This window comes from Shewanella sp. 10N.286.52.B9, from assembly GCF_002873635.1.
Taxonomy (GTDB): domain Bacteria; phylum Pseudomonadota; class Gammaproteobacteria; order Enterobacterales; family Shewanellaceae; genus Shewanella.
The window spans coordinates 1-18,380 of record NZ_MCTY01000080.1 but is presented as its reverse complement, the minus strand read 5'-3'; the positions used below and the strand labels follow the sequence as shown (position 1 = coordinate 18,380).

The 18,380-nt window shown below is 37.8% G+C and carries 20 protein-coding genes; 2 read left to right on the top strand and 18 right to left on the bottom strand.

What is annotated here, in order from left to right; translation table 11 throughout:
• Window positions 1-365: 365 nt before the first annotated feature.
• Complete coding sequence (locus tag BCU91_RS05845) at window positions 366-908, top strand: DUF4287 domain-containing protein (protein ID WP_102531092.1); 543 nt, start codon at window positions 366-368, stop codon at window positions 906-908.
• 98 nt (window positions 909-1,006) lie between these two features.
• On the opposite strand, the gene BCU91_RS05840 is transcribed toward BCU91_RS05845, so the two are convergent.
• Both BCU91_RS05840 and BCU91_RS05835 read right to left on the bottom strand, forming a co-directional pair.
• Entirely contained in the window at window positions 1,007-1,441 is a 435-nt protein-coding gene (locus tag BCU91_RS05840) for a hypothetical protein (RefSeq protein WP_241904045.1), read from the bottom strand.
• Between the two features lie 195 nt (window positions 1,442-1,636).
• Entirely contained in the window at window positions 1,637-2,107 is a 471-nt protein-coding gene (locus BCU91_RS05835) for a GNAT family N-acetyltransferase (RefSeq protein WP_102475929.1), read from the bottom strand.
• A 146-nt stretch (window positions 2,108-2,253) separates the two neighbouring features.
• Here BCU91_RS05835 and rluF point away from each other — a divergent pair, with 146 nt between their 5' ends.
• A complete protein-coding gene (gene rluF / locus BCU91_RS05830) occupies window positions 2,254-3,192 on the top strand; it encodes a 23S rRNA pseudouridine(2604) synthase RluF (protein ID WP_241904044.1) in 939 nt (312 codons plus the stop codon).
• Window positions 3,193-3,417: 225 nt separating this feature from the next.
• Here rluF and BCU91_RS05825 read toward each other — a convergent pair whose 3' ends face one another.
• The 16 genes from BCU91_RS05825 to BCU91_RS05750 form a co-directional block, all read right to left on the bottom strand.
• On the bottom strand, window positions 3,418-4,014 hold the full coding sequence (locus BCU91_RS05825) for a hypothetical protein (RefSeq protein ID WP_102531089.1): 597 nt from the start codon (window positions 4,012-4,014) through the stop codon (window positions 3,418-3,420).
• A gap of 150 nt (window positions 4,015-4,164) precedes the next feature.
• Complete coding sequence (locus tag BCU91_RS05820) at window positions 4,165-5,196, bottom strand: hypothetical protein (RefSeq protein ID WP_102531088.1); 1,032 nt, start codon at window positions 5,194-5,196, stop codon at window positions 4,165-4,167.
• 75 nt (window positions 5,197-5,271) lie between these two features.
• Window positions 5,272-5,715, bottom strand: coding sequence for a hypothetical protein (locus BCU91_RS05815; RefSeq protein ID WP_133126577.1), 444 nt, complete (start codon window positions 5,713-5,715; stop codon window positions 5,272-5,274).
• 62 nt (window positions 5,716-5,777) lie between these two features.
• The gene (locus BCU91_RS05810) at window positions 5,778-7,808 is read right to left on the bottom strand and encodes an IPT/TIG domain-containing protein (protein WP_102531086.1); all 2,031 of its coding nucleotides are present in this window, start codon (window positions 7,806-7,808) and stop codon (window positions 5,778-5,780) included.
• Window positions 7,809-7,876: 68 nt separating this feature from the next.
• Window positions 7,877-9,901, bottom strand: coding sequence for a hypothetical protein (locus BCU91_RS05805; protein ID WP_102531085.1), 2,025 nt, complete (start codon window positions 9,899-9,901; stop codon window positions 7,877-7,879).
• Window positions 9,902-9,991: 90 nt separating this feature from the next.
• Window positions 9,992-10,705, bottom strand: coding sequence for a hypothetical protein (locus BCU91_RS05800; RefSeq protein WP_102531084.1), 714 nt, complete (start codon window positions 10,703-10,705; stop codon window positions 9,992-9,994).
• Window positions 10,706-10,783: 78 nt separating this feature from the next.
• Entirely contained in the window at window positions 10,784-12,094 is a 1,311-nt protein-coding gene (locus BCU91_RS05795) for a hypothetical protein (protein ID WP_102531083.1), read from the bottom strand.
• A gap of 69 nt (window positions 12,095-12,163) precedes the next feature.
• Window positions 12,164-12,754: a hypothetical protein gene (locus tag BCU91_RS05790; RefSeq protein ID WP_102531082.1), complete on the bottom strand. Its 591-nt coding sequence runs from the start codon at window positions 12,752-12,754 to the stop codon at window positions 12,164-12,166.
• A 142-nt stretch (window positions 12,755-12,896) separates the two neighbouring features.
• Window positions 12,897-13,559: a hypothetical protein gene (locus tag BCU91_RS05785; protein ID WP_102531081.1), complete on the bottom strand. Its 663-nt coding sequence runs from the start codon at window positions 13,557-13,559 to the stop codon at window positions 12,897-12,899.
• Window positions 13,560-13,671: 112 nt separating this feature from the next.
• A complete protein-coding gene (locus BCU91_RS05780) occupies window positions 13,672-14,109 on the bottom strand; it encodes a hypothetical protein (RefSeq protein WP_102531080.1) in 438 nt (145 codons plus the stop codon).
• 26 nt (window positions 14,110-14,135) lie between these two features.
• Entirely contained in the window at window positions 14,136-14,369 is a 234-nt protein-coding gene (locus BCU91_RS05775; protein WP_102531079.1) for a hypothetical protein, read from the bottom strand.
• A 92-nt stretch (window positions 14,370-14,461) separates the two neighbouring features.
• Complete coding sequence (locus BCU91_RS05770; protein ID WP_102531078.1) at window positions 14,462-15,697, bottom strand: hypothetical protein; 1,236 nt, start codon at window positions 15,695-15,697, stop codon at window positions 14,462-14,464.
• Window positions 15,698-15,819: 122 nt separating this feature from the next.
• A complete protein-coding gene (locus BCU91_RS05765) occupies window positions 15,820-16,293 on the bottom strand; it encodes a hypothetical protein (RefSeq protein ID WP_102531077.1) in 474 nt (157 codons plus the stop codon).
• Window positions 16,293-17,003: a hypothetical protein gene (locus BCU91_RS05760; RefSeq protein WP_102531076.1), complete on the bottom strand. Its 711-nt coding sequence runs from the start codon at window positions 17,001-17,003 to the stop codon at window positions 16,293-16,295. Before BCU91_RS05760 ends, BCU91_RS05765 begins: the two co-directional genes overlap by 1 nt.
• A 110-nt stretch (window positions 17,004-17,113) precedes the next feature.
• Window positions 17,114-17,485 (bottom strand): hypothetical protein, encoded by a 372-nt coding sequence (locus BCU91_RS05755; RefSeq protein ID WP_133126576.1) that lies wholly within the window; start codon window positions 17,483-17,485, stop codon window positions 17,114-17,116.
• Between the two features lie 149 nt (window positions 17,486-17,634).
• Window positions 17,635-18,342, bottom strand: a complete 708-nt coding sequence (locus BCU91_RS05750) for a hypothetical protein (RefSeq protein ID WP_102531074.1) — start codon at window positions 18,340-18,342, stop codon at window positions 17,635-17,637.
• Window positions 18,343-18,380: the final 38 nt, after the last annotated feature.

Below are 18,380 nucleotides of genomic sequence, written 5' to 3'. Positions count from 1 at the left end.
TGGACATGCTGATTAAACATTCAGTTTATATAGTGTTTCCAAACCAGCTTTGAGTTAAAGGCGCTCTTTATACCACGCTTCAAAAGGGAGTTGCTCGTAACTCCCTGCTAATCTTGCTTATAAGCAATCAACAAACTTGAGTGATCAGTTTCATTCCGGTCGACATTCCCTATCTTCTACAATCCGCCCCCTACCTTCTACCTTCTATCTTCTACAATCCCCCTACCTTCTAGTCTGCAGTCGTCTATGAGGCTTGATATAAAACAAGTGCATTATTGAGTTCAAATAGCTACCTTTATACATATAAGGATAAAGATGATATTTAATCACTCGCAAATAAATGGAACAGAAAATGGGAGAGGCAAATGGATAAAGCACTGCAAACCATGATTGATAACATGCCAGAAAAAACCGGCAAGTCATTACCAGAGTGGCTTGAGATACTTGCACAGCAGAATATTGAAAAGCATGGAATGGCAGTTAAATATTTAAAAACCGAACATGGAGTAACCCATGGCTTTGCCAATACGATTGTGACCTTATCAAAACAAAAAGATGAGTCTACTGATGAGTTAGTTACCCAACAATATCAAGGCAAAGAAGCACTGACGCCAATCTACGATTTACTGATTTCTATCGTAAGTGGCTTCGGCCAAGACGTAGTAATAACCCCTAAAAAAGCGACAGTGAGTATCATTAGGAAAAAACAATTTGCCCTGATTAAACCTGCGACCAAAACCCGTATCGACCTAGGGTTAAAAATCAAAGACACACAACCTCAAGGTTGCCTTGAAGATTCTGGGCCTTTTGGTGCAATGTGTAGCCATCGCATACAATTAAAAGATATTGCGGATGTGAATGATGAAGTAAAGCAATGGTTGCTTTTAGCATACGATCAATCTGTTTAATAGCAGTGATACAGGTTAGCTGCTTAAACTGAATTCATGAGTTAAGAATTTCAGTTAGGCAGCCAAACCAACCCATTAAGCTCGATAAAAGCCTTTCATTACCTTCCCGCCGTACTTGGACCATAACCACCAAACTTGGTAGCAAAATAGCCAATAATCCAACCCGCGATTAATCCATCAGCAACAAACCAAAACGGTGATTGTAATGAACCGCCAAGACCAAATATAGCCACCATTAAGGCTTGGATTTGATCATAGGCCACAAAGGTAAACACCAGATTCATCCAGCCGCCCATTATGGTTGCGGTTAGCCACCAAGGCATGGCTATTTTTAACACCGGATGATAATCAAATACCCCAGCAAGCCCAATAATGGCGCCAAAAGTGATATACCACAGCAGTAATCCCCACAAAAACAATAAACTGGTTTCTGGGGCAAGCCATGGCACTATCCAAAAGCACAATACCCCAAAGGCTAAACCGATAAGCTTGCCCACGGCGGTGCGGGTGACTAAAGAAGGGTTAGAAATCATAATGACCTCCATACTATTTGAATGAGTCAGGTAAATCACCTGACTGATTTAGCCACGGCGATTAAGGGCTGCTATTAGCGGTTCACAACAGCGTTTATTCACCGCCAAGGTTGTTGTAAAGACCTCCATATTAGCCCTATCTGTTAACCCTCAATGTGATCTTGGATAATCAATGCTTGGATTAATACTTAATTATTAGCCAAGGCGAAACAGCAATAAGGCTCGCTCATTGTCAGTGCTTTTATTAGTTTGACCATCATCAAGCTGAGCATCATGAATAAAGCCATTGCTGATAAGCACTTTAATAGAACCCAAATTATCTTGGGTCACTTCGGCAAATATTGGCCTTTGAGTTTGCTCCGCTAAAAAGACTCTTAAGGCATTAGTACCGATGCCCTGACCCCAATAGTCTCTCCCAAGCCAATATCCCAATAGCCATTGCTGCTCACTTTGCCATAAAACCACACTGCCAACGATATCGTTATCAACAATTATCGCTTTGGCTGTTATATCAGCATGACTCAAAATATTGCTCTGCCAATGTTCAAAAAAGGCATTACGGTCTCTCGCCGGAAAATCGGCCATCTCATTAGCCTGTGGATCGGCTTGAAACTGATATAAATGTTCTAAATCGGTGGCTAATACATTCCTAAGCTGTAAGTGCATGCTTCCCTCTCATCTTTCATTCCATTAATTGCATTTCGACGCGCTCTTTTATCAGTATGCTTATGCAAAATTGCCAAAAATTGATAAACTGTCTGACTTAAGCCTAACCTTTCTTCAGATTAATCTCTACTCACAGGAAAACCATAGTGACCGATTCATCAATGCGCCTTAATAAATACATCAGTGAAAGTGGCATATGTTCAAGACGTGATGCCGACCGTTTTATTGAGCAAGGCAACGTGTTTATTAACGGTAAGCGTGCACAGGTCGGCGACCAAGTTAGCTTTGGTGATAAAGTAAAAGTAAACGGTCAAGATATTGAGCCAAGAGATGCTGAAGATTTAGTCTTTATCGCCCTTAATAAACCCGTGGGCATTGTCAGTACCACCGAAGGCACCGAACGCGATAACATCGTCGATTTCGTCAATCACTCAACCCGCATATTCCCTATTGGTCGTTTAGATAAAGACTCCCAAGGTTTAATCTTTTTAACCAATAATGGTGACTTAGTTAATAAAATCCTCCGCGCGGGTAATAACCACGATAAAGAATACGTGGTCACGGTGAATAAACCCATTACCGATAGCTTTATCAAAGGCATGGGCGCTGGGGTACCGATATTAGGGGTAGTCACGAAAAAGTGTAAGGTTGAACAAGTATCACCGTACGCTTTTAAAATCGTATTAGTTCAAGGTCTTAACCGCCAAATTCGTAGAATGTGTGAACATTTTGGCTTTGAAGTCACCAAGCTTGAACGTCAGCAAATCATGAATGTCAGCCTCAAAGGTCTGCCAATCGGTGAATGGCGTGATTTAGATAAGCAAGAGCTAGATGTATTGTTTGAGATGATTAAAGACTCATCATCAGAAGACAAAAAAGCCCCAAAGAAAAAGTCTCAGCCTAAAGTTAAAACCGTAGCTCGTGAAAAAATTGAAGGCCCAGAGCACTTTATGCAGCACAACCGCAGCACCAAGCATAAAGGACAAGCAAAAGGTGGCGGTAAAGGCCAAACTAAATCTCAAGCTAAAGCTAAAGGCGGCAAAGGTAAGCCAAGCGGCGGTCGTAAGCCAAATCGCGCGCGTTAATCCTGCATTAAAACAAAACGGGCGTCAGTAGCAATACTGGCGCCCGTTTTTGCTGATGCTCAGTGCTCAGTGCTCAGTGCTCAGTGCTCAGTGCTCAGTGATTAAGCGCAAACTCAATGTATTTCGCAATAAAGCTCAAGAGAAGATTCAAAATACTGGTGCTCATATTATTATTTCTTAATATGAGAACTAATTTAGAGGAAAAACCAACTAACGGATAATCTACTAATTATCAGCATCTTCAGTTTTTGTCTTCATCCGCTCAACATCTTCTTTGGTGAGTCCCATCGCTTCTGGCATATAACAGGTTTTCACCAACTGAAACATTTGCACTAAAGAGCTCAATTGCCCCGCATGCATTTGCAGGTTCAATAACGCCATTGCGGCGCCTAGTTCATCACCATCAGCAATCTCAGGCACGTTACTTAACGCTTTATTGGCTTGCGTAAGCTGGGTAATCATACCTTGGTATTCTGTGACTTTTTCAGGCAGATAACAGGTAGACGTTTCAGGGAGCTGCGCTAAAAAGTGTTCGAATTCAGTCACAAATAAATTGGCTTCAATGAGAGTTTCATTCCCCAATAATTGTAATTGCTGCACCTTGCCACTGTTAAACACCGCGTTAGCACTCTTGCCCGCTTCTGCCATTTGATTAAAGTCATCCATTAACTTGACCTGCATGTCTGAAAGTAACTGACTTCTTTGTGCAATGGGTCTGACTTTAGCATCAAATTCTAGCATTGCTGCTCGGTTATCGGCATAAGCATTAATACTCAGCCCAGCCATGAGTATTGTTACTGCAACATACTTAGCAAATGTCATTTGAATGGTTCCCTTAAAATATAATCACGTACTCAAAAACGAACCAAGCACTCTAAGAATAATGCCTCTTAAAGTCAAAAAATATTAAGACACCCTTGCGTGGGCTTTCATCATGTAACTGTGTCTTAATTTCAAACTGTACGCTTCTTGCTATTTTTTCAAAAATGGAAGTAACCAGCAGTGAATCGCATAACTGTATTTGGTGGGTATTTTATAGGCCAGTGACACTCCGCCTTGTCGAGTAATTAAATAAGTAATCTTAGCAAGGTTGACCACGCCAATGACATCAGACAATGGGTATTTCCTTACACCTAATAGGCTTGTTTTCACAATCAAATTACCATGGTCAATCTTCAAACGAGTCGATACGCTGCTATTAATACTAATATAGCTGAGACCGCTCACAAAGATGAATGCTATTAACTGTTGAGCTGCAAAAGGGATGTATGTAAACCCTTCCATCTCAGATAAGTACAACAAAAACACGCTGGTCATTACTGCCCAAGTGATAATACTGATAGCCACAATCCTCTGCCCAATAACCCCTCCTTTTGCAGCTGATATGGTTAACTGTTGAAACCCCGTTTCTTTAACCATTGAGTCATTTGGTAATGGCGTTTCCTGATGATTATTCATTAACCCTTTGGCGCTAAACTTATGCCTTTTATGCTGAACGACCACAGCTAAATCAGTATCAAAATGCTGCTCAATAAATAACGCAATATCGAGCATAACTGAAAAGCCTCTCATCGTAAGATTCCATTCTGGGTAGCTGTAGAATTTAAGACTGTAATGATGACTGACTTGTTTTTGATTATCAAAAAACGCCTCTACTTCACCGCTGGTGAAACCTGACATTTCCAGTAAAGATAAACTGCTATTTGTGACAACTTCTTGATTGGTGGTAATACCAAACCAAGACTTAGTTTTGGTTAATTCTTTATTTACAGCATCAATAACTAATCGATTGATTTTAAACATTGGGAAGAAAAAACAGCTCCCCAGCAATAAAAACACAAAAGACATTACTATTTCACCAGTATCTTGGTAATTAAACCAGCTCAAATACATAACCCCAGCACCAACCGACGCCATTACTATTCCAAAAATGAAATCGATGATGCCACCAGTATCTTGCAGCACAATACGCTCATCCGTCTGCTTAATAATTTTATAACCCATTACATCCCTTTAATATTTTTTAGCCATTTAAAAACAAAGCCCTATTGCTTTCACAATAGGGCTTTACTTACGTAATCAAGGTTTTTGGGCAAGGTACCAGCGATTATCTTCAAACTGTTCAAAGCCACACGAGCTGCCTTTTATTCTTTCCATTATGCCAGCTTTATATTTTACACCTATGTACTTAATCTTATGACCTTTATACATTTCTTCTGTAAATCCATCATCCATTTCGTATACATCGTATTTAGTTAACGGCTCACTGCCAAAACGCTTCAAATGCCCTTCTGGCCAATCTTTCTCAAGCATAGGTTCCATTTTCTTCATCGACTTAGGCAATAAATGAAAAAATAACTCAGGATCGTTTTTCAGATAACTATTGAGCATATAGTTTTTGCAGACTGCCTTTAAATTTTCATCAGAGCCATCTTCAATTCCAGCGAAGCGCTCAAGCGCATTGACTGAAGTGCTTAGCAACATTATGCTCAAAAACGCCATAGTAACGGCCGTTATTCTCATTTTAATCTCCATATCTTATTTTCTATCCTTAAGTAATCTTGTTTTGCTTAACAAAACCACCTCTAACTGTTTATTCTTGGCCCACGACGTTTAGGTTTAGGTTTAGGTAATGCGTTAACAAATTCTCGTAACTTACTAAAAAATTCATTTTGAGAATTAGCATCGCTAAATTGAAAGAAGTAGATATCCTTTTTTAATTCGCTATAAACATAATCATACAGCTCAGGGTATTTATCATTCGCCATCATAGATTCAAGCGTTAGTTCTGCATTACCGAATGTAAGAAAAGCAAATATACTGCTATCTAGTGAGACTGTTTGAAGGCCGTTTCCGACAATCGGTAAAGTAAATAGTCTGATGTACTCTTCATTTTTCTTAACTGATAAAATTAAAAAAGGATCACTTAGGCCTGGCAAGTTAACCTTAGTGATGCCAGAAGTATTAAACTCTGTGGTGTCGCCATTGGCATCATCATAATACAAGCGGTCATATTGACTAGACAGTGAACTTGGCACCGATAGCTGAACCGAAAATTCATCCTTAATGACTAAAGCCTGACTGTTGCCCTTTCCCCAGCCATTGTTTAGCCGAATATTGAATTCACTGATATTTTCAGGAATAACAAATTCAATTTTTTTACTGCTAGTAAACTGACTGGCTTTGACATTAATATCACCGAACCAAGCTGTTGTATTAGGGCTAAAGTTCCAGCCCTTGAGAGTTATCGCTTCACCTTTGGCATAACTTCTATTCTCAAAGTTCAAAATTATCGGGGTTTGAGGCACCAATAAATCAAACTGACTAGTGTTACTGTTAGTTCCATCTTCAGCGTATACAAACACACTACTGGACAGCACACGGGTTTGAATCTCATTCAATTTAGGTATTGTTAATGTCAGCTTACCATTGTCATCAGTCATCACTTTTTCATTAAATAGCTCACCACTAATATGCAGTACCACTGTATATTGCGTATTTTTTGCAAAAGTACCCGATATTGAAATTAATTGACCTTGCATTGCTTGTTGCCTAAGTTGCGTCTGCTCACTTAGCATTGTATTCACGCCGTACACTTTTAAACTTCCAGAATGCGGTTCTGAATGTTCAAAATGAGTAACCCGATGATTGTCATAAACGTCAAAAACGCCATCAGCATCGTCATCTAAATCAATATAATCTGGCGTTCTATCTAGGTCTGTATCTAACGGTTTATTCACATTACTGGCTTCAACTTCATCAGTAATATTATTCCCGTCACTGTCAATATCAACAAAATTACTTAAGCTGTCATTATCAAAATCACTATATAATTCAAGCTTATCAAGTAAACCGTCACCATCAGAGTCATCATCCAAATAGTTTGGTACCCCATCATTATCAACATCTGTATTGACTTGACCATTTTGATAAACAAAGTACTCGTAACCGTCATAAATGCCATCACCGTCAGTATCAGCTCGGTTGTGGTTCATGCCTAAAGCTCGCTCTTTTATGTCGTCCATAAAGTCTACGTCGTTGTCGATAAACACTTCTACGGTATAAGAGGCATTACCTTTCTGCCTTAATGATGAAACGCTCAAATAAGCAATTTGATTACCCTTGGGGATGTAGGTAAATCGATACTTTAATCCATTGATGGGTTTAAGATTATCTTCCCTATAAGTGCTAAGTTGACGGCCATTTTTATCAAATAGATTAGCCGTAGGGTAAAAATGATTATGATTCGAAGTGATAATGAAACTGAGTCGATCATTTGGCGTTAACTGGCCTTTAGGAAATATCAATTTAAATACATCTGTATCGCCTGAACTCGGCAAGCTACCGGCGATACGAACAGGGAACGCTCCCTTTACATTATCAGCGGTCTCAACAAGATTGTTTTGTTCAGTTTCATTTAATAGCAAGAATGCATTTTTAGATGGGTCAAACGGATAGTCATCTTGCTCATCTGGCACGCCATCACGGTCTTCGTCTTTATTTTCCCAGCTACCAAACTGCTGGTTAGCCCCTTGTGCAGCTATAGCAAGTCGACACTCAGCCATACTAAGGCTTGCAATAAGTACTATTGCCAGCCGTAAAACTATTTGATTCATTGTTTATATCCTTATAAAAACTAGGTAATTCCATCTTCTATACGTTATTTTAATAGCTAACAGTTAGTCTACAGATTAAGCTGCTTTAACTCTTCGCTTACATCATAAATTTTTACAGCTACGCTCATATTGCCTAAGTCGAACGTTGCCTCTATATCAGTCTCTATTCCATGTAAAATAAAATCGCGCAAAGCTTTGTAGCTGGCTAATTGAGGTAACACTTCCAAAGCACGTCTTACTTCGGTTTCATTTTTCCCTCTAATAAAACTCGTTAACGCCATGGCCTTAATCGTAGAATCTAAACTAAAAACAACTTGCGGGTCAGAAGGCAACATTATCGCTCGTAAAAAGCTTATGTGACTACCATTTGAAACCAGCAAAGTATCAGGTTTAGCGCTATGAATTGGATATTTATACCCCTGAATATCACTTAAATTGGTAAACGTTTCTTTGACCATAGAAAGCCTGAAAGGACCTGTCATTTGATTAAATTGAACAGGAGCCTTAATCACAATATCTTGCACTTTGCCAATATTCAAAAATATTGACTCACTTATTCCATATTGGTTTTCAAGTGATACATGACCGCTAGTCACAGTTTGGGGAAGCGTAAATTGTGCAGATTTAGCACGCAGTTTTTTTAGCGAATAAACAGCATTATTTATAACCAATTTTGTACCTGGCGCAAGGTGCTGACCATGAATGGTAATCACTTCTCCTGCCTCAGCAGTCAATGGGGTTAATGAATGTAATTGAGGGGTCTTTGGGTCGAGTAATCGAGTGCGTATTTTCTCTGTACGCTTACTTCCAATAACAACAAAGATGTCAACATCTTCTCCACCAAAAGCAATATCACCATAATCAGGAGTAATAAACTCAATCTGTTTTTCGGACTTAGGGTTAACTTTTATATTTGTCGTTTTTCCACTATTGTCTAGCTTATTTAAAACAATAATAACTTCTGCTGCAGTATCAAAATTATTGCCATAAATAAAAGTAGGTTTATCAGCCATAATTTTATTGATTGCTGGGTACCCATTTATTTTTGATTGAACCGTCTTAATCCTAACGGCCTTATCTGCACTCTTATCAATCATATTTATAGATAGTTTTGAATCACTGTCATTAATATCTAACAGTAAATCACCATCATCATCTAAATCTGCATAATCTGGAACTGAATCGCCATCTGAGTCTTGTGAATAACCCATTACATCATCAAAGTCTTCATTATCTGAGACAGTATTATTATCACTGTCCACATCCACAAAATTAGGGTAGTGGTCGGCATCAGCATTACTAGAGCCTTCTAACTTATCTAAAATACCGTCACCGTCTGAATCAGTATCAAGCCAATTAGGTATCCCATCACGATCAACATCTAAATCACGTGATGATTTATCTGCAAATACATTGAATTCATTCCCATCCAAAATACCATCACTATCAGTATCTTGAATGGTAGAATCTATCCCTAATGCTGGTTCTAACAGATCTGCTATGCCATCAATATCTCGATCAACAAATGCCTCTAGTGCATAAGTGAAATCTATACCGTTATTACCATTAAAGTCTGTAATACTTATATTGTAATTGCCTTGTGTGACAGGTTTAAAAGAAATCGCACTGCCAATTCTCCCCACATTCGCTATTGGCAAATGTGGAACTTGAAGCACATTGCCATCATCTTTTATGACCACCATGCTCGGGACAAACTTTTGATTATCCTTATATAAAATAAAAGTAAAGACACTGTCAGCTAATATCTGCGCCTCTGAAACTGAAAACTTAAAATCATCTATGTCTCGCGATTCACTAATTGTTCCATGAACTCGAAATGGAACTGAGCCAACACGGTTAGCTTGACTAACATTATTATTAAACTCTTTTTCATATGCTGATTTATATGAAGACTGATTCGCATCAAACGGATAGTCATCTTGCTCATCAGGTATACCGTCACCATCTTCGTCTTTGTTTTCCCAGCTACCAAACTGCTGGTTAGCCCCTTGTGCAGCTATACCAAGTCGACACTCAGCCATACTAAGGCTTGCAATAAGCACTATTGCCAGCCGTAAAACTATTTGATTCATTGTTTATATCCCTATAAAACCGTAAATTAATCCATTATTCTGTCGATACTTATTTGCGCAAAAGCGAATAAGCTTTTACATAAAGCCTTGCTATAAATTGAACGGTGACACCAATAATACCATCAGACTTGTTAAGGCTAGATGTGCTAATACTGGAAAAATTAATACCACCACATGTAACTGATATTTCATGGTCCAACGTCGCTGAGTTAATGTCACAGGGTAATTAAAGTAAACTAATAAATAGAAAATATTCTTTAATGGATAATGAAACACATCCAAATTTAATACTTTACCCGAGACTAAGTGAATATTAACTTGATACACGGTACGAATAGAATTGCCGCTATTGGTTTGGACATTATAAATAACTTCCACTTGTTTTATATCACCTTTGGATAATTCTAATTGCCCATCAGGCTCATTAATCAAGCTGTTTATCGGTAATGACATTGTTGCAGCACTAATATGGCAACGTTGTGGAGTCTCTATTTTATATTGGCGCTTAATTAAATAATGACGTAATAGCAAACTACCAGGCACCAAACACACATTAATAATGGCAACGATTAATGGAATCTCCGGAAATTTTGGATACATCGATATCGCGCCAGGTGTAACAAAAGGCAGTAACCCCATCAGCAGTAAGCCAGCAGATAATACTAACTGTGTCCTCACTTTTAATGGGTAAAAAAATGAGTTCATTTTGAGCGTGATATGACTCGCTGAGTTAAGTTGTTTTATGCCTTTAAAGTAAGTTGAACCAAACCAAGTTTCATCATCGACTGTAAGTTTTTCTTGCATATAGAACCCTAAAAAGCAGCACCAGTACTAGGTGCTGCTTTATCAATTTTGTGGTGATCATTATGAATAATGACTTATTTACAATAAAATAAAGCGGTCCAGCTTCCAACTATCATGCTCAAAAATCCATTGAATTTCATAGCCTGCGTCTATATCAATTAGGCTAAAAAGCTTGTTGATCAACCTGGTCTCTTTGCCTTTTATTTCAGCGATTAGCGCATTGTAAGCCGCCTTGTCTTTATTTGTGCTGCCCATCGATGCATAACGCATAGCTTTACCGTATTTTTTAACAGCGGCTGCAATATAAGGCTCTAAACTGTCATCACGATTTTGTATTTTAGTGAGAAAATCCGCTCTAAATTGATCTGAAAACATGGCTAATTGTTCAGGAGTTTCAGCTGGAATGGTGTGCAGTAAACGAAACCAGTTAGCAGGAATAGTTTCAATCATGTCAGGGGTAGGTTGATTTAACTCTCCCTTAGAAAAAGTCACCATGGAAATCTTTTGATTTAAATCTATAGATTCTTCAAGAGCTGATTCAATTTCAGATACCAAATTAACTATCGATTGATCCGTCGAAGCTCTTAAAGGGTCGAGTAAAGTATTCACTTGACGACTTAAATCTTCAGCAGATTTAACACCTCTGGAGACTTTGAATAATTTAGAGAAAAAGCGATCTGATATTTGCTCAACTTTGCTTTGTAAAGCTTTATTACTCTTCTCAGGATAATTCGTAAATCTCGCTTTTAGCACATGACCGAAGGCTTTGTTAGGCAGAAGCACATTAAGCCACTGTTGAGTCATGTCGCGAGCACTTGGGCCTGTATTCTCAATAACACCAATGTTAGGTGGCACAATATAAGCTAACTCTTTCACATCTCGAACAATTGTCCTTACCTTGTCGCCAAATACAGCTCTCACATCAGCATAACGGTCATAATTTAAATAATCTGCTTGTTGCGCAATAAGTTCACCAAGTTCCTTATCCATGGCCTGTGCTTTGATGACTTCAATAACTGCACCATATTGTACTGATTTACATCCTACACAAGACCGATAAGCCAACGTATTAGCATGGCTAAACACAACTGCTTTTTGTTGCGGGAAATAGCGTGTTTCAAAGGCAAGCTGTTTTACCCCTTCAGCAACGTAATGAAGGGTTAAGTCGGCATGTCGCTGCTCTGGGCATTGAGTGAAATCAATTTCAACTTTTTGAAAAGGAGTTAACTTACCAATGTCATAGTTTTTTGAAATTAATTTATAATCATAAGTGAGCGTGTATTCAATATCGGGGTTTACATCACCTTGTACTTCAAATTCTATCTGGCATGTTGCACTAGCAGCACTTGGGAGTAATCCCAGTAACATGAATAAAGTCGTAGCCTTCATTTATCTCTCTTCCTTGAGTCGCTTTGGTAATACCTTTTGTAATACCTTTTTTATTATTAGTAGCTCGTTTTAGTTGTTATTTTGCTGCGCCTTTCTGCGCTTTACATCTGCTTTAGTCAGCCCCATAGCATCTGTCATGTAACACATTTTCACCATCTGAAACATTTGTACTAACGAACTGATGCGGCCGGCATGCATTTGCACGTTTAACATTGCCATGGTTGCGCCCATTTCATCATCACCCACCGATGAAGCTAATGTGCTTAAGGCTGAATTTGCCTCTGTAATTTCAGCTATCATGCGTTGATATTCGGTGACATTTTCAGGTACGTAACACGTCGATGTTTCGGGTAATTGACTTAAAAAAGTCTGATATTCATCGACAAACTTATTCGCCTCAACCAAGGTTTGTTCACCGAGTTGTTGTAACTGTTGTACTTTGCCGCTTTTAAACATACCAATGGCGCTAGTCTGCGCCTCTGTCATTCGATTGAACTCTTCCATAAGCGCTAGCTGTTTATCGGTTATGACTTGGCTACGTTCGGTTATCGGCAATGTTTTGGCATCAAACGAGGCGATCGCGGCTTGGTTCCCTGCGAGTGATGCAAAACTGCTTGTTGTGAGTACAGCCAATAACACAGAGTGTTTTATAAGTTTCATTTAAAATCCTTTTTATTTATTAATCTTTTTTGCAGCATTAACGAAATGATAACACTAAGAATGGGTAACCTTGTTAGTCATATTGTTATTTTTCGCAATCACCAGTATTGCTTAACGTTTATTGCTACCTTGCGGATTCACGTTATAAGTAACTTGGATAACCATAGATGCCGAATAATGTAAGAAACCCTATGTATAGTAAAAATAGTACGCCTAAAAACTTCAATGGCATTGGATAGTAATATCGAATCTTAGGGGAGTGGTGGGCCACAATGTATTCAACCAACTCAGGCAGTGCGATACAATTAACCCGTGACAGATTGATTTTTTCACCTGTATTTAATATCAATCTAGCATGCGTCATTATTTCAGCTTTCATTACTGACTTAACTATTGCATCTTTTTTTTTGTAGTGATGATGATAGAAAAAACGTTGTATATGAATTGTATCAACCCTACTCATTTGAAAATAGCTTGCTGACTTTGTCACCAACTCATCTGGCAATTCAATGGCATCTTTCGTTATCTTTACTTTTAGGCCCATTTTGAAGTGAGAAACTAAATGCTTAATCAGTATTAGTACTACTGCTGTAAGAGTTATTTCCCCAAAATACTCTGTTGTGTTGAAGTATATAAGCCCGCTGGGAATACCTATTAGACAAAAAAATATCAAAGCCCAGGTTTTATAAGATAAAGGCCACACGATTAAGTTAGCGGACATCTCTGCTTTAGACTTATCGCCTAATTGTACTAATAACGATTCAGTTTTATTGTATTTTTGCAGTCGTTTGATTAACCAAGGCATGAGCTTTTCACTAGAAATAAATTAGAAACCAATTAGAAACCAATTAGAAATAAAAAGAATAGTAGAACATATTTGTAATCTACTATTCTTACTCTGCTAACCTCAAAAAAGCCTAAAAGCCATTTAACAGAAACCAGCTATTTGACTCTTTCTCACGACCAAATGAACAACTGAATTCACTAGGTGAACTCTCTCCAGAGAACTGAACATGAGTTAATACAGAGAGCTGCTCCACAATATTAAATCCAGCACCTTTACTATCACTTTTAGGGTTAGACTCTGTAATAGTTTTAACTCCAACAATGCTTTCAACTGTTCTGTCTTTAACATATCTCTTAGTAAATTTTAATTTTCTTTTTTCTAGAAAATTAATAAACTTAGGATTTTTTTGAGTTTCTGGGTAAAAATAATCTACTACCGAGTTTACATCGCCACTTAACTTGTAATTAACAATATTAACGCACCTTTTTTGTAAATCTTCTTCAAATTTAGCTTCTGCAACATTGGTGCTAAGTAATAGTGAAGCTGCAATTAAATATATTTTTTTCAACTCAATTTCCTTTTAATGTTAATCAATTACAGATTGATTAATGTTTCCAAAACTTGCTGACTAGATTTAATCTCAGATTGTATAAAATTAGAGATAGTTTTATCTTCACTAGCCGTTACTCTTATATTCCACCTTGCCTGGCCCCCCTGATTTGTTAGTAATTTTTTCGCTGTAACAGGGCTACCGTTAAGTATTTCTACATTATCAGAAAAACAAAGATAATATGTACCTCGTTCATCTGGTATATCATTCGCGCTCATGAGCACTTCATAGTCACCAGGCGTTAGAGATTGAAATAATTCAATCCTTCGTTATCCAATTTAACATGCCGCCCATTTTTAAAGAGTCATACTTATGCAATCAAACGAAAATAAGCCATATACAGCCCATAGCCAATCAGCCCTATAAGGAACACGACAAGTGGGCCTAAAATATAATAACGCCAAACCATTGGGGTTTTAGTAATTTGTGTCAGTGTGGCGCTATAACCCAGTTCACATAAAGCGATAACGAATTTTTTACTATCAAATGACTGCCCGGCTAATACCAAGCGACTTTCATTTTTAACATCGATATTCAGGTTAAACACATAAGGTTCGCTGTATCTCTCATTAAGTTCACCACCATTATTTTTATACCAGTTCCATTCAATATCAATTGATTGAATATCGGTTTTTTTTATCTGCTTAGCTTGCTTGTTTTCAAAATACACAGCTGGGATAGCTAAATACTCTTCACTGATAACGATGTCAGTTATTGGGGGGTAGCCAAATGTATAGTGTTTATCGCATATCAACTTTCGTCTCACTGCCGACACCCCAACGCCAAAAAGACCCACTACAATAGCAGCGATAACATTCTGACTAGAATAGACAATAAACAATGCAAGTATGCTATTGATATAACTGGGAATCCAAACTCGATGAAAATACAGAGAAGGCAACGGCAGCATAAATAATATAACCGGAAATTGTCTCATTACTGGATTATTAAATAAGTTAATTCCAATAAAAGCCTTTACTGTGTCCTGGTCAAGCGACACAGAGCCAAAAGAAGGCCACTCTTTGCTGTTAGTACTACCAAATTGACCAATAACATTGAGCCCTTGGGATGCTAAATGGGTGCGTAGTTGTTGCACTACAGCAGATATTTTATTGGTTTTCACTTTAAGCGATATTGAAGCTTGCTTAGGAGGCGGAGTGTGCTCAGTGTCTTTGAGGTGCAATATCACTTGATTGGCATGATGAACTTTTTTTAACTCGATATTTTTAATGTTTGCGTAATCAAACTCCTGCTGTGCAATGGTATAAATAGCCTTTATACCGAGTTTGAAACCATGAAACTGTGTCAGCACCTTGCGTGAAGCATCAAAGCACCATCGTCGCTGATAACTGAAGGTAATCAATATCAACAATATGCTAATGATTAAACGCCCAACAGATTCAATTGAAAGCGTAAATAGAATCGTTCCCAGCACAAGGTGAATAAGATTTAAAAATAAAAATACCCACTTCATCTTTTCAAACGCTGAAATAATTGAAAATGATGACTCGGTTTTCAATAACGTCCCTGTTATCTTGCTAAACATCTTATTCCTTTATCGCTTTAACGTGCTGCATCACTGCTTGTATCGATTCATTTTATAATACAGATTACAAATATCAATCAGTAAATACTTTATTGTAACTAGAGAAACCGTAAATGAATAAGTCATATCACTGATGAACTAATTAATGGTTTATCGCAAAATAAAGACATCTGTTTTGCCATAGCATTCATTGAATGGATACTGCCAAATTGAAACCCAAAGGGTTTGGCCTCTTGACCTAACAGAATCATCAATTTATAACCTTTTCCACCCCGCGAGTCTTTATCAACTCTAAAAGCAGTAATTTGATTTATATTGATACTCTGTTCTGTAATTGGATATATTGAGCTGACTGTAGTTATAATCTGCTGACTAACAAGGTCAATGCTCACTTGCCGCTGAGTAAATAGTAAGTGCCAGCTAAAGAGCGCACCACAAGCCCAAATAACAACAAAACCATACTCCTCATCTCCGATTGATAATGCTGTGGTGATGACAATAAGAAGAACAATCAAACCAAATACTTTTCGGCTAATAGCATCAAGCTTCCTATTTTTTATCACTGCCCGACTCGGCGTCATTTGTTTAAAAATCATCACAACCCTCCTGCTATAAGTTTAATAAGCAGACCTAAAATTAAGAAAAAGGGCAAGGGCAATAAAAATTTTGCCAAGATAATAGGCTGCCATAACGGGGTTATACAAATGCCTTCTGTCGCAACGTTTGCGTCATTGAGCGGGTTGCTGACTTGAATCTCCTGTGGGGGCTTTGATAAATGGCTATCTTCAAGCGGCAGAATTTGAGGAAAGTGACTAACTTGTTCGGTAGCGGCTAATTTAAAGGTATTCGAGATAAACATCACAGCCTGAATCGTTTCAGTTAACGTGCCAACAGGATAACTTGAGCGATGTACTTTCATTTCAAACTGCTTATGGTCTGAACTGCTACGACGAAGAAGTAACTCTGTATTATGAATACTCGCTTGCTCGGTTTTTGTGAGGCTATGACCTAAAAAGCTTAATTCAATATAGCGAGTTTGTGTTGCCATATTTAACACTAAGCTCTGTCTCAACGACCAGAGTATAAAGTCTAAAACACTCAGTATAAGCACCACAAATATATAATAAGTTTGTTCACCATTTTCAAGTGTCATCGCCATAACTATTGCTGCACACAGTGGCACTAATAAAATGATAGACATACCACGAATTAAGTAGTGATTTTTAGCGGCTAATTTAAGTGTTAATGGAAGGCCATTTGACGATATATGCCACTGGGCTTTTCTAGATAATTCTGAATACTTCAATTGTCATCCTTAACACATAAAATGAGTAGCATACCGTTTCAAACAACACTCGAAGCAAACAATTAGAATGATTCGCCATATTAATTTTGCATATTTATCGACACAATTTTTTAGGGTAATTTAAACAAAAACCAGCCATCGGGAGTTTTAATGTACTTACAACTTACACGAGCGTTGAAAGACTCACCTTGAATATATAACTTAATTTTTGCTTGTTCGATTGCACCAAAACGTTTTTTCTTAATATCGCTAGGCTTCTGATAACTAACCTTTAATACTTCGATGGATTGAATATCACCCTTTTCAAACCAGCGTTTATGTGAGCGATTCAGTATTTCCTTTAATCGTTTTTCCTGCCCAACATTATATTCCCCTGGCATTTCATCCATAAAAGCTGACAAATTTTGTTGCTCAATAAATTCAAAACTATTAAGACAACGCTGGGTTAACTGGTTATCAAGATTTTCATCACTGTTTGCCAAAGCACTTTGGCTGCCAAGTAATAGGGCGAGAAGAAAAACAATCTTATTCCTTAAGAGCATGTAACATCCTTTTTATATTATAAAACCAAGCATCTAGCAGGAGTGGCCAAGTTATTATTGTTAAATACGGCAGCAAACCTTTGTGACTTTTATTCCTTGCTTATATCTTTCAACACTACAGGGTAATTAAACTTAATCAGTAAATACAATAAACTGGAATACGGGAATGCCCAACTGTTCAGTTCAAAGCATTGGCCATCATGTAATGCTATTTCAAACGAATATATCTGGTTTTTCTTCATCGAGCCACCATTATCTGAAGCATAAAACGAATACCATTTAACATCTATTCGTACAATTTTATCCTTAGATAAAAGCATTGTATTGGTACTTAACAATTTATTGGCGATTGATTTATCGACTCCTAATTGAGCTACAAAAGGAGGGAAAGTAATATGATTTGCTGCAATGTCTATTTGCTTATTAAGCTTAAGCTCGGCGGGTTTGACTCCCACACTCCGTAGTGATGTTTTTACTCTAAGTTGATAATAAATAACTAAGCACAATAACGTGATTAAGGGGACGCTGACACCATACAGTGCCTCAGTTTCCCTTTCTGTAAACACCTGAAAATCATTCACTAGCGCAGTCACTGTTAAATTCAATAATCCAAAGCAAACGAGTAACATGAACGCCAATAGCGAAGCTAGCTTAACTTCATTGTTAAAGGGCTGGCGCATAACTCCCCAGGTGATGGGTAAGATGACGACTTTATCTGGGCTAATATTGCGATATTTTCTGCTAATGCTGCTATAAAACCAACGATTATCAGTCAGTAAATGATGCAAGTTATTCAAAATAAAAGTTCCATTTCAATTTCATAATAATTTAATAA

Excerpts from the sequence above, each read along its gene's own strand:
- BCU91_RS05770 (WP_102531078.1), bottom strand. The coding sequence starts at position 15,697 with ATGTTTAGCAAGATAACAGGGACGTTATTGAAAACCGAGTCATCATTT.
- BCU91_RS05820 (WP_102531088.1), bottom strand. The coding sequence starts at position 5,196 with ATGGGTTATAAAATTATTAAGCAGACGGATGAGCGTATTGTGCTGCAA.
- BCU91_RS05845 (WP_102531092.1), top strand. The coding sequence starts at position 366 with ATGGATAAAGCACTGCAAACCATGATTGATAACATGCCAGAAAAAACC.
- BCU91_RS05785 (WP_102531081.1), bottom strand. The coding sequence starts at position 13,559 with ATGCCTTGGTTAATCAAACGACTGCAAAAATACAATAAAACTGAATCG.
- BCU91_RS05805 (WP_102531085.1), bottom strand. The coding sequence starts at position 9,901 with ATGAATCAAATAGTTTTACGGCTGGCAATAGTGCTTATTGCAAGCCTT.
- BCU91_RS05765 (WP_102531077.1), bottom strand. The coding sequence starts at position 16,293 with ATGATTTTTAAACAAATGACGCCGAGTCGGGCAGTGATAAAAAATAGG.
- BCU91_RS05825 (WP_102531089.1), bottom strand. The coding sequence starts at position 4,014 with ATGACATTTGCTAAGTATGTTGCAGTAACAATACTCATGGCTGGGCTG.
- BCU91_RS05790 (WP_102531082.1), bottom strand. The coding sequence starts at position 12,754 with ATGAAACTTATAAAACACTCTGTGTTATTGGCTGTACTCACAACAAGC.
- BCU91_RS05815 (WP_133126577.1), bottom strand. The coding sequence starts at position 5,715 with ATGAGAATAACGGCCGTTACTATGGCGTTTTTGAGCATAATGTTGCTA.
- BCU91_RS05775 (WP_102531079.1), bottom strand. The coding sequence starts at position 14,369 with ATGAGCGCGAATGATATACCAGATGAACGAGGTACATATTATCTTTGT.
- BCU91_RS05800 (WP_102531084.1), bottom strand. The coding sequence starts at position 10,705 with ATGCAAGAAAAACTTACAGTCGATGATGAAACTTGGTTTGGTTCAACT.
- BCU91_RS05795 (WP_102531083.1), bottom strand. The coding sequence starts at position 12,094 with ATGAAGGCTACGACTTTATTCATGTTACTGGGATTACTCCCAAGTGCT.
- BCU91_RS05835 (WP_102475929.1), bottom strand. The coding sequence starts at position 2,107 with ATGCACTTACAGCTTAGGAATGTATTAGCCACCGATTTAGAACATTTA.
- BCU91_RS05810 (WP_102531086.1), bottom strand. The coding sequence starts at position 7,808 with ATGAATCAAATAGTTTTACGGCTGGCAATAGTACTTATTGCAAGCCTT.
- BCU91_RS05840 (WP_241904045.1), bottom strand. The coding sequence starts at position 1,441 with ATGATTTCTAACCCTTCTTTAGTCACCCGCACCGCCGTGGGCAAGCTT.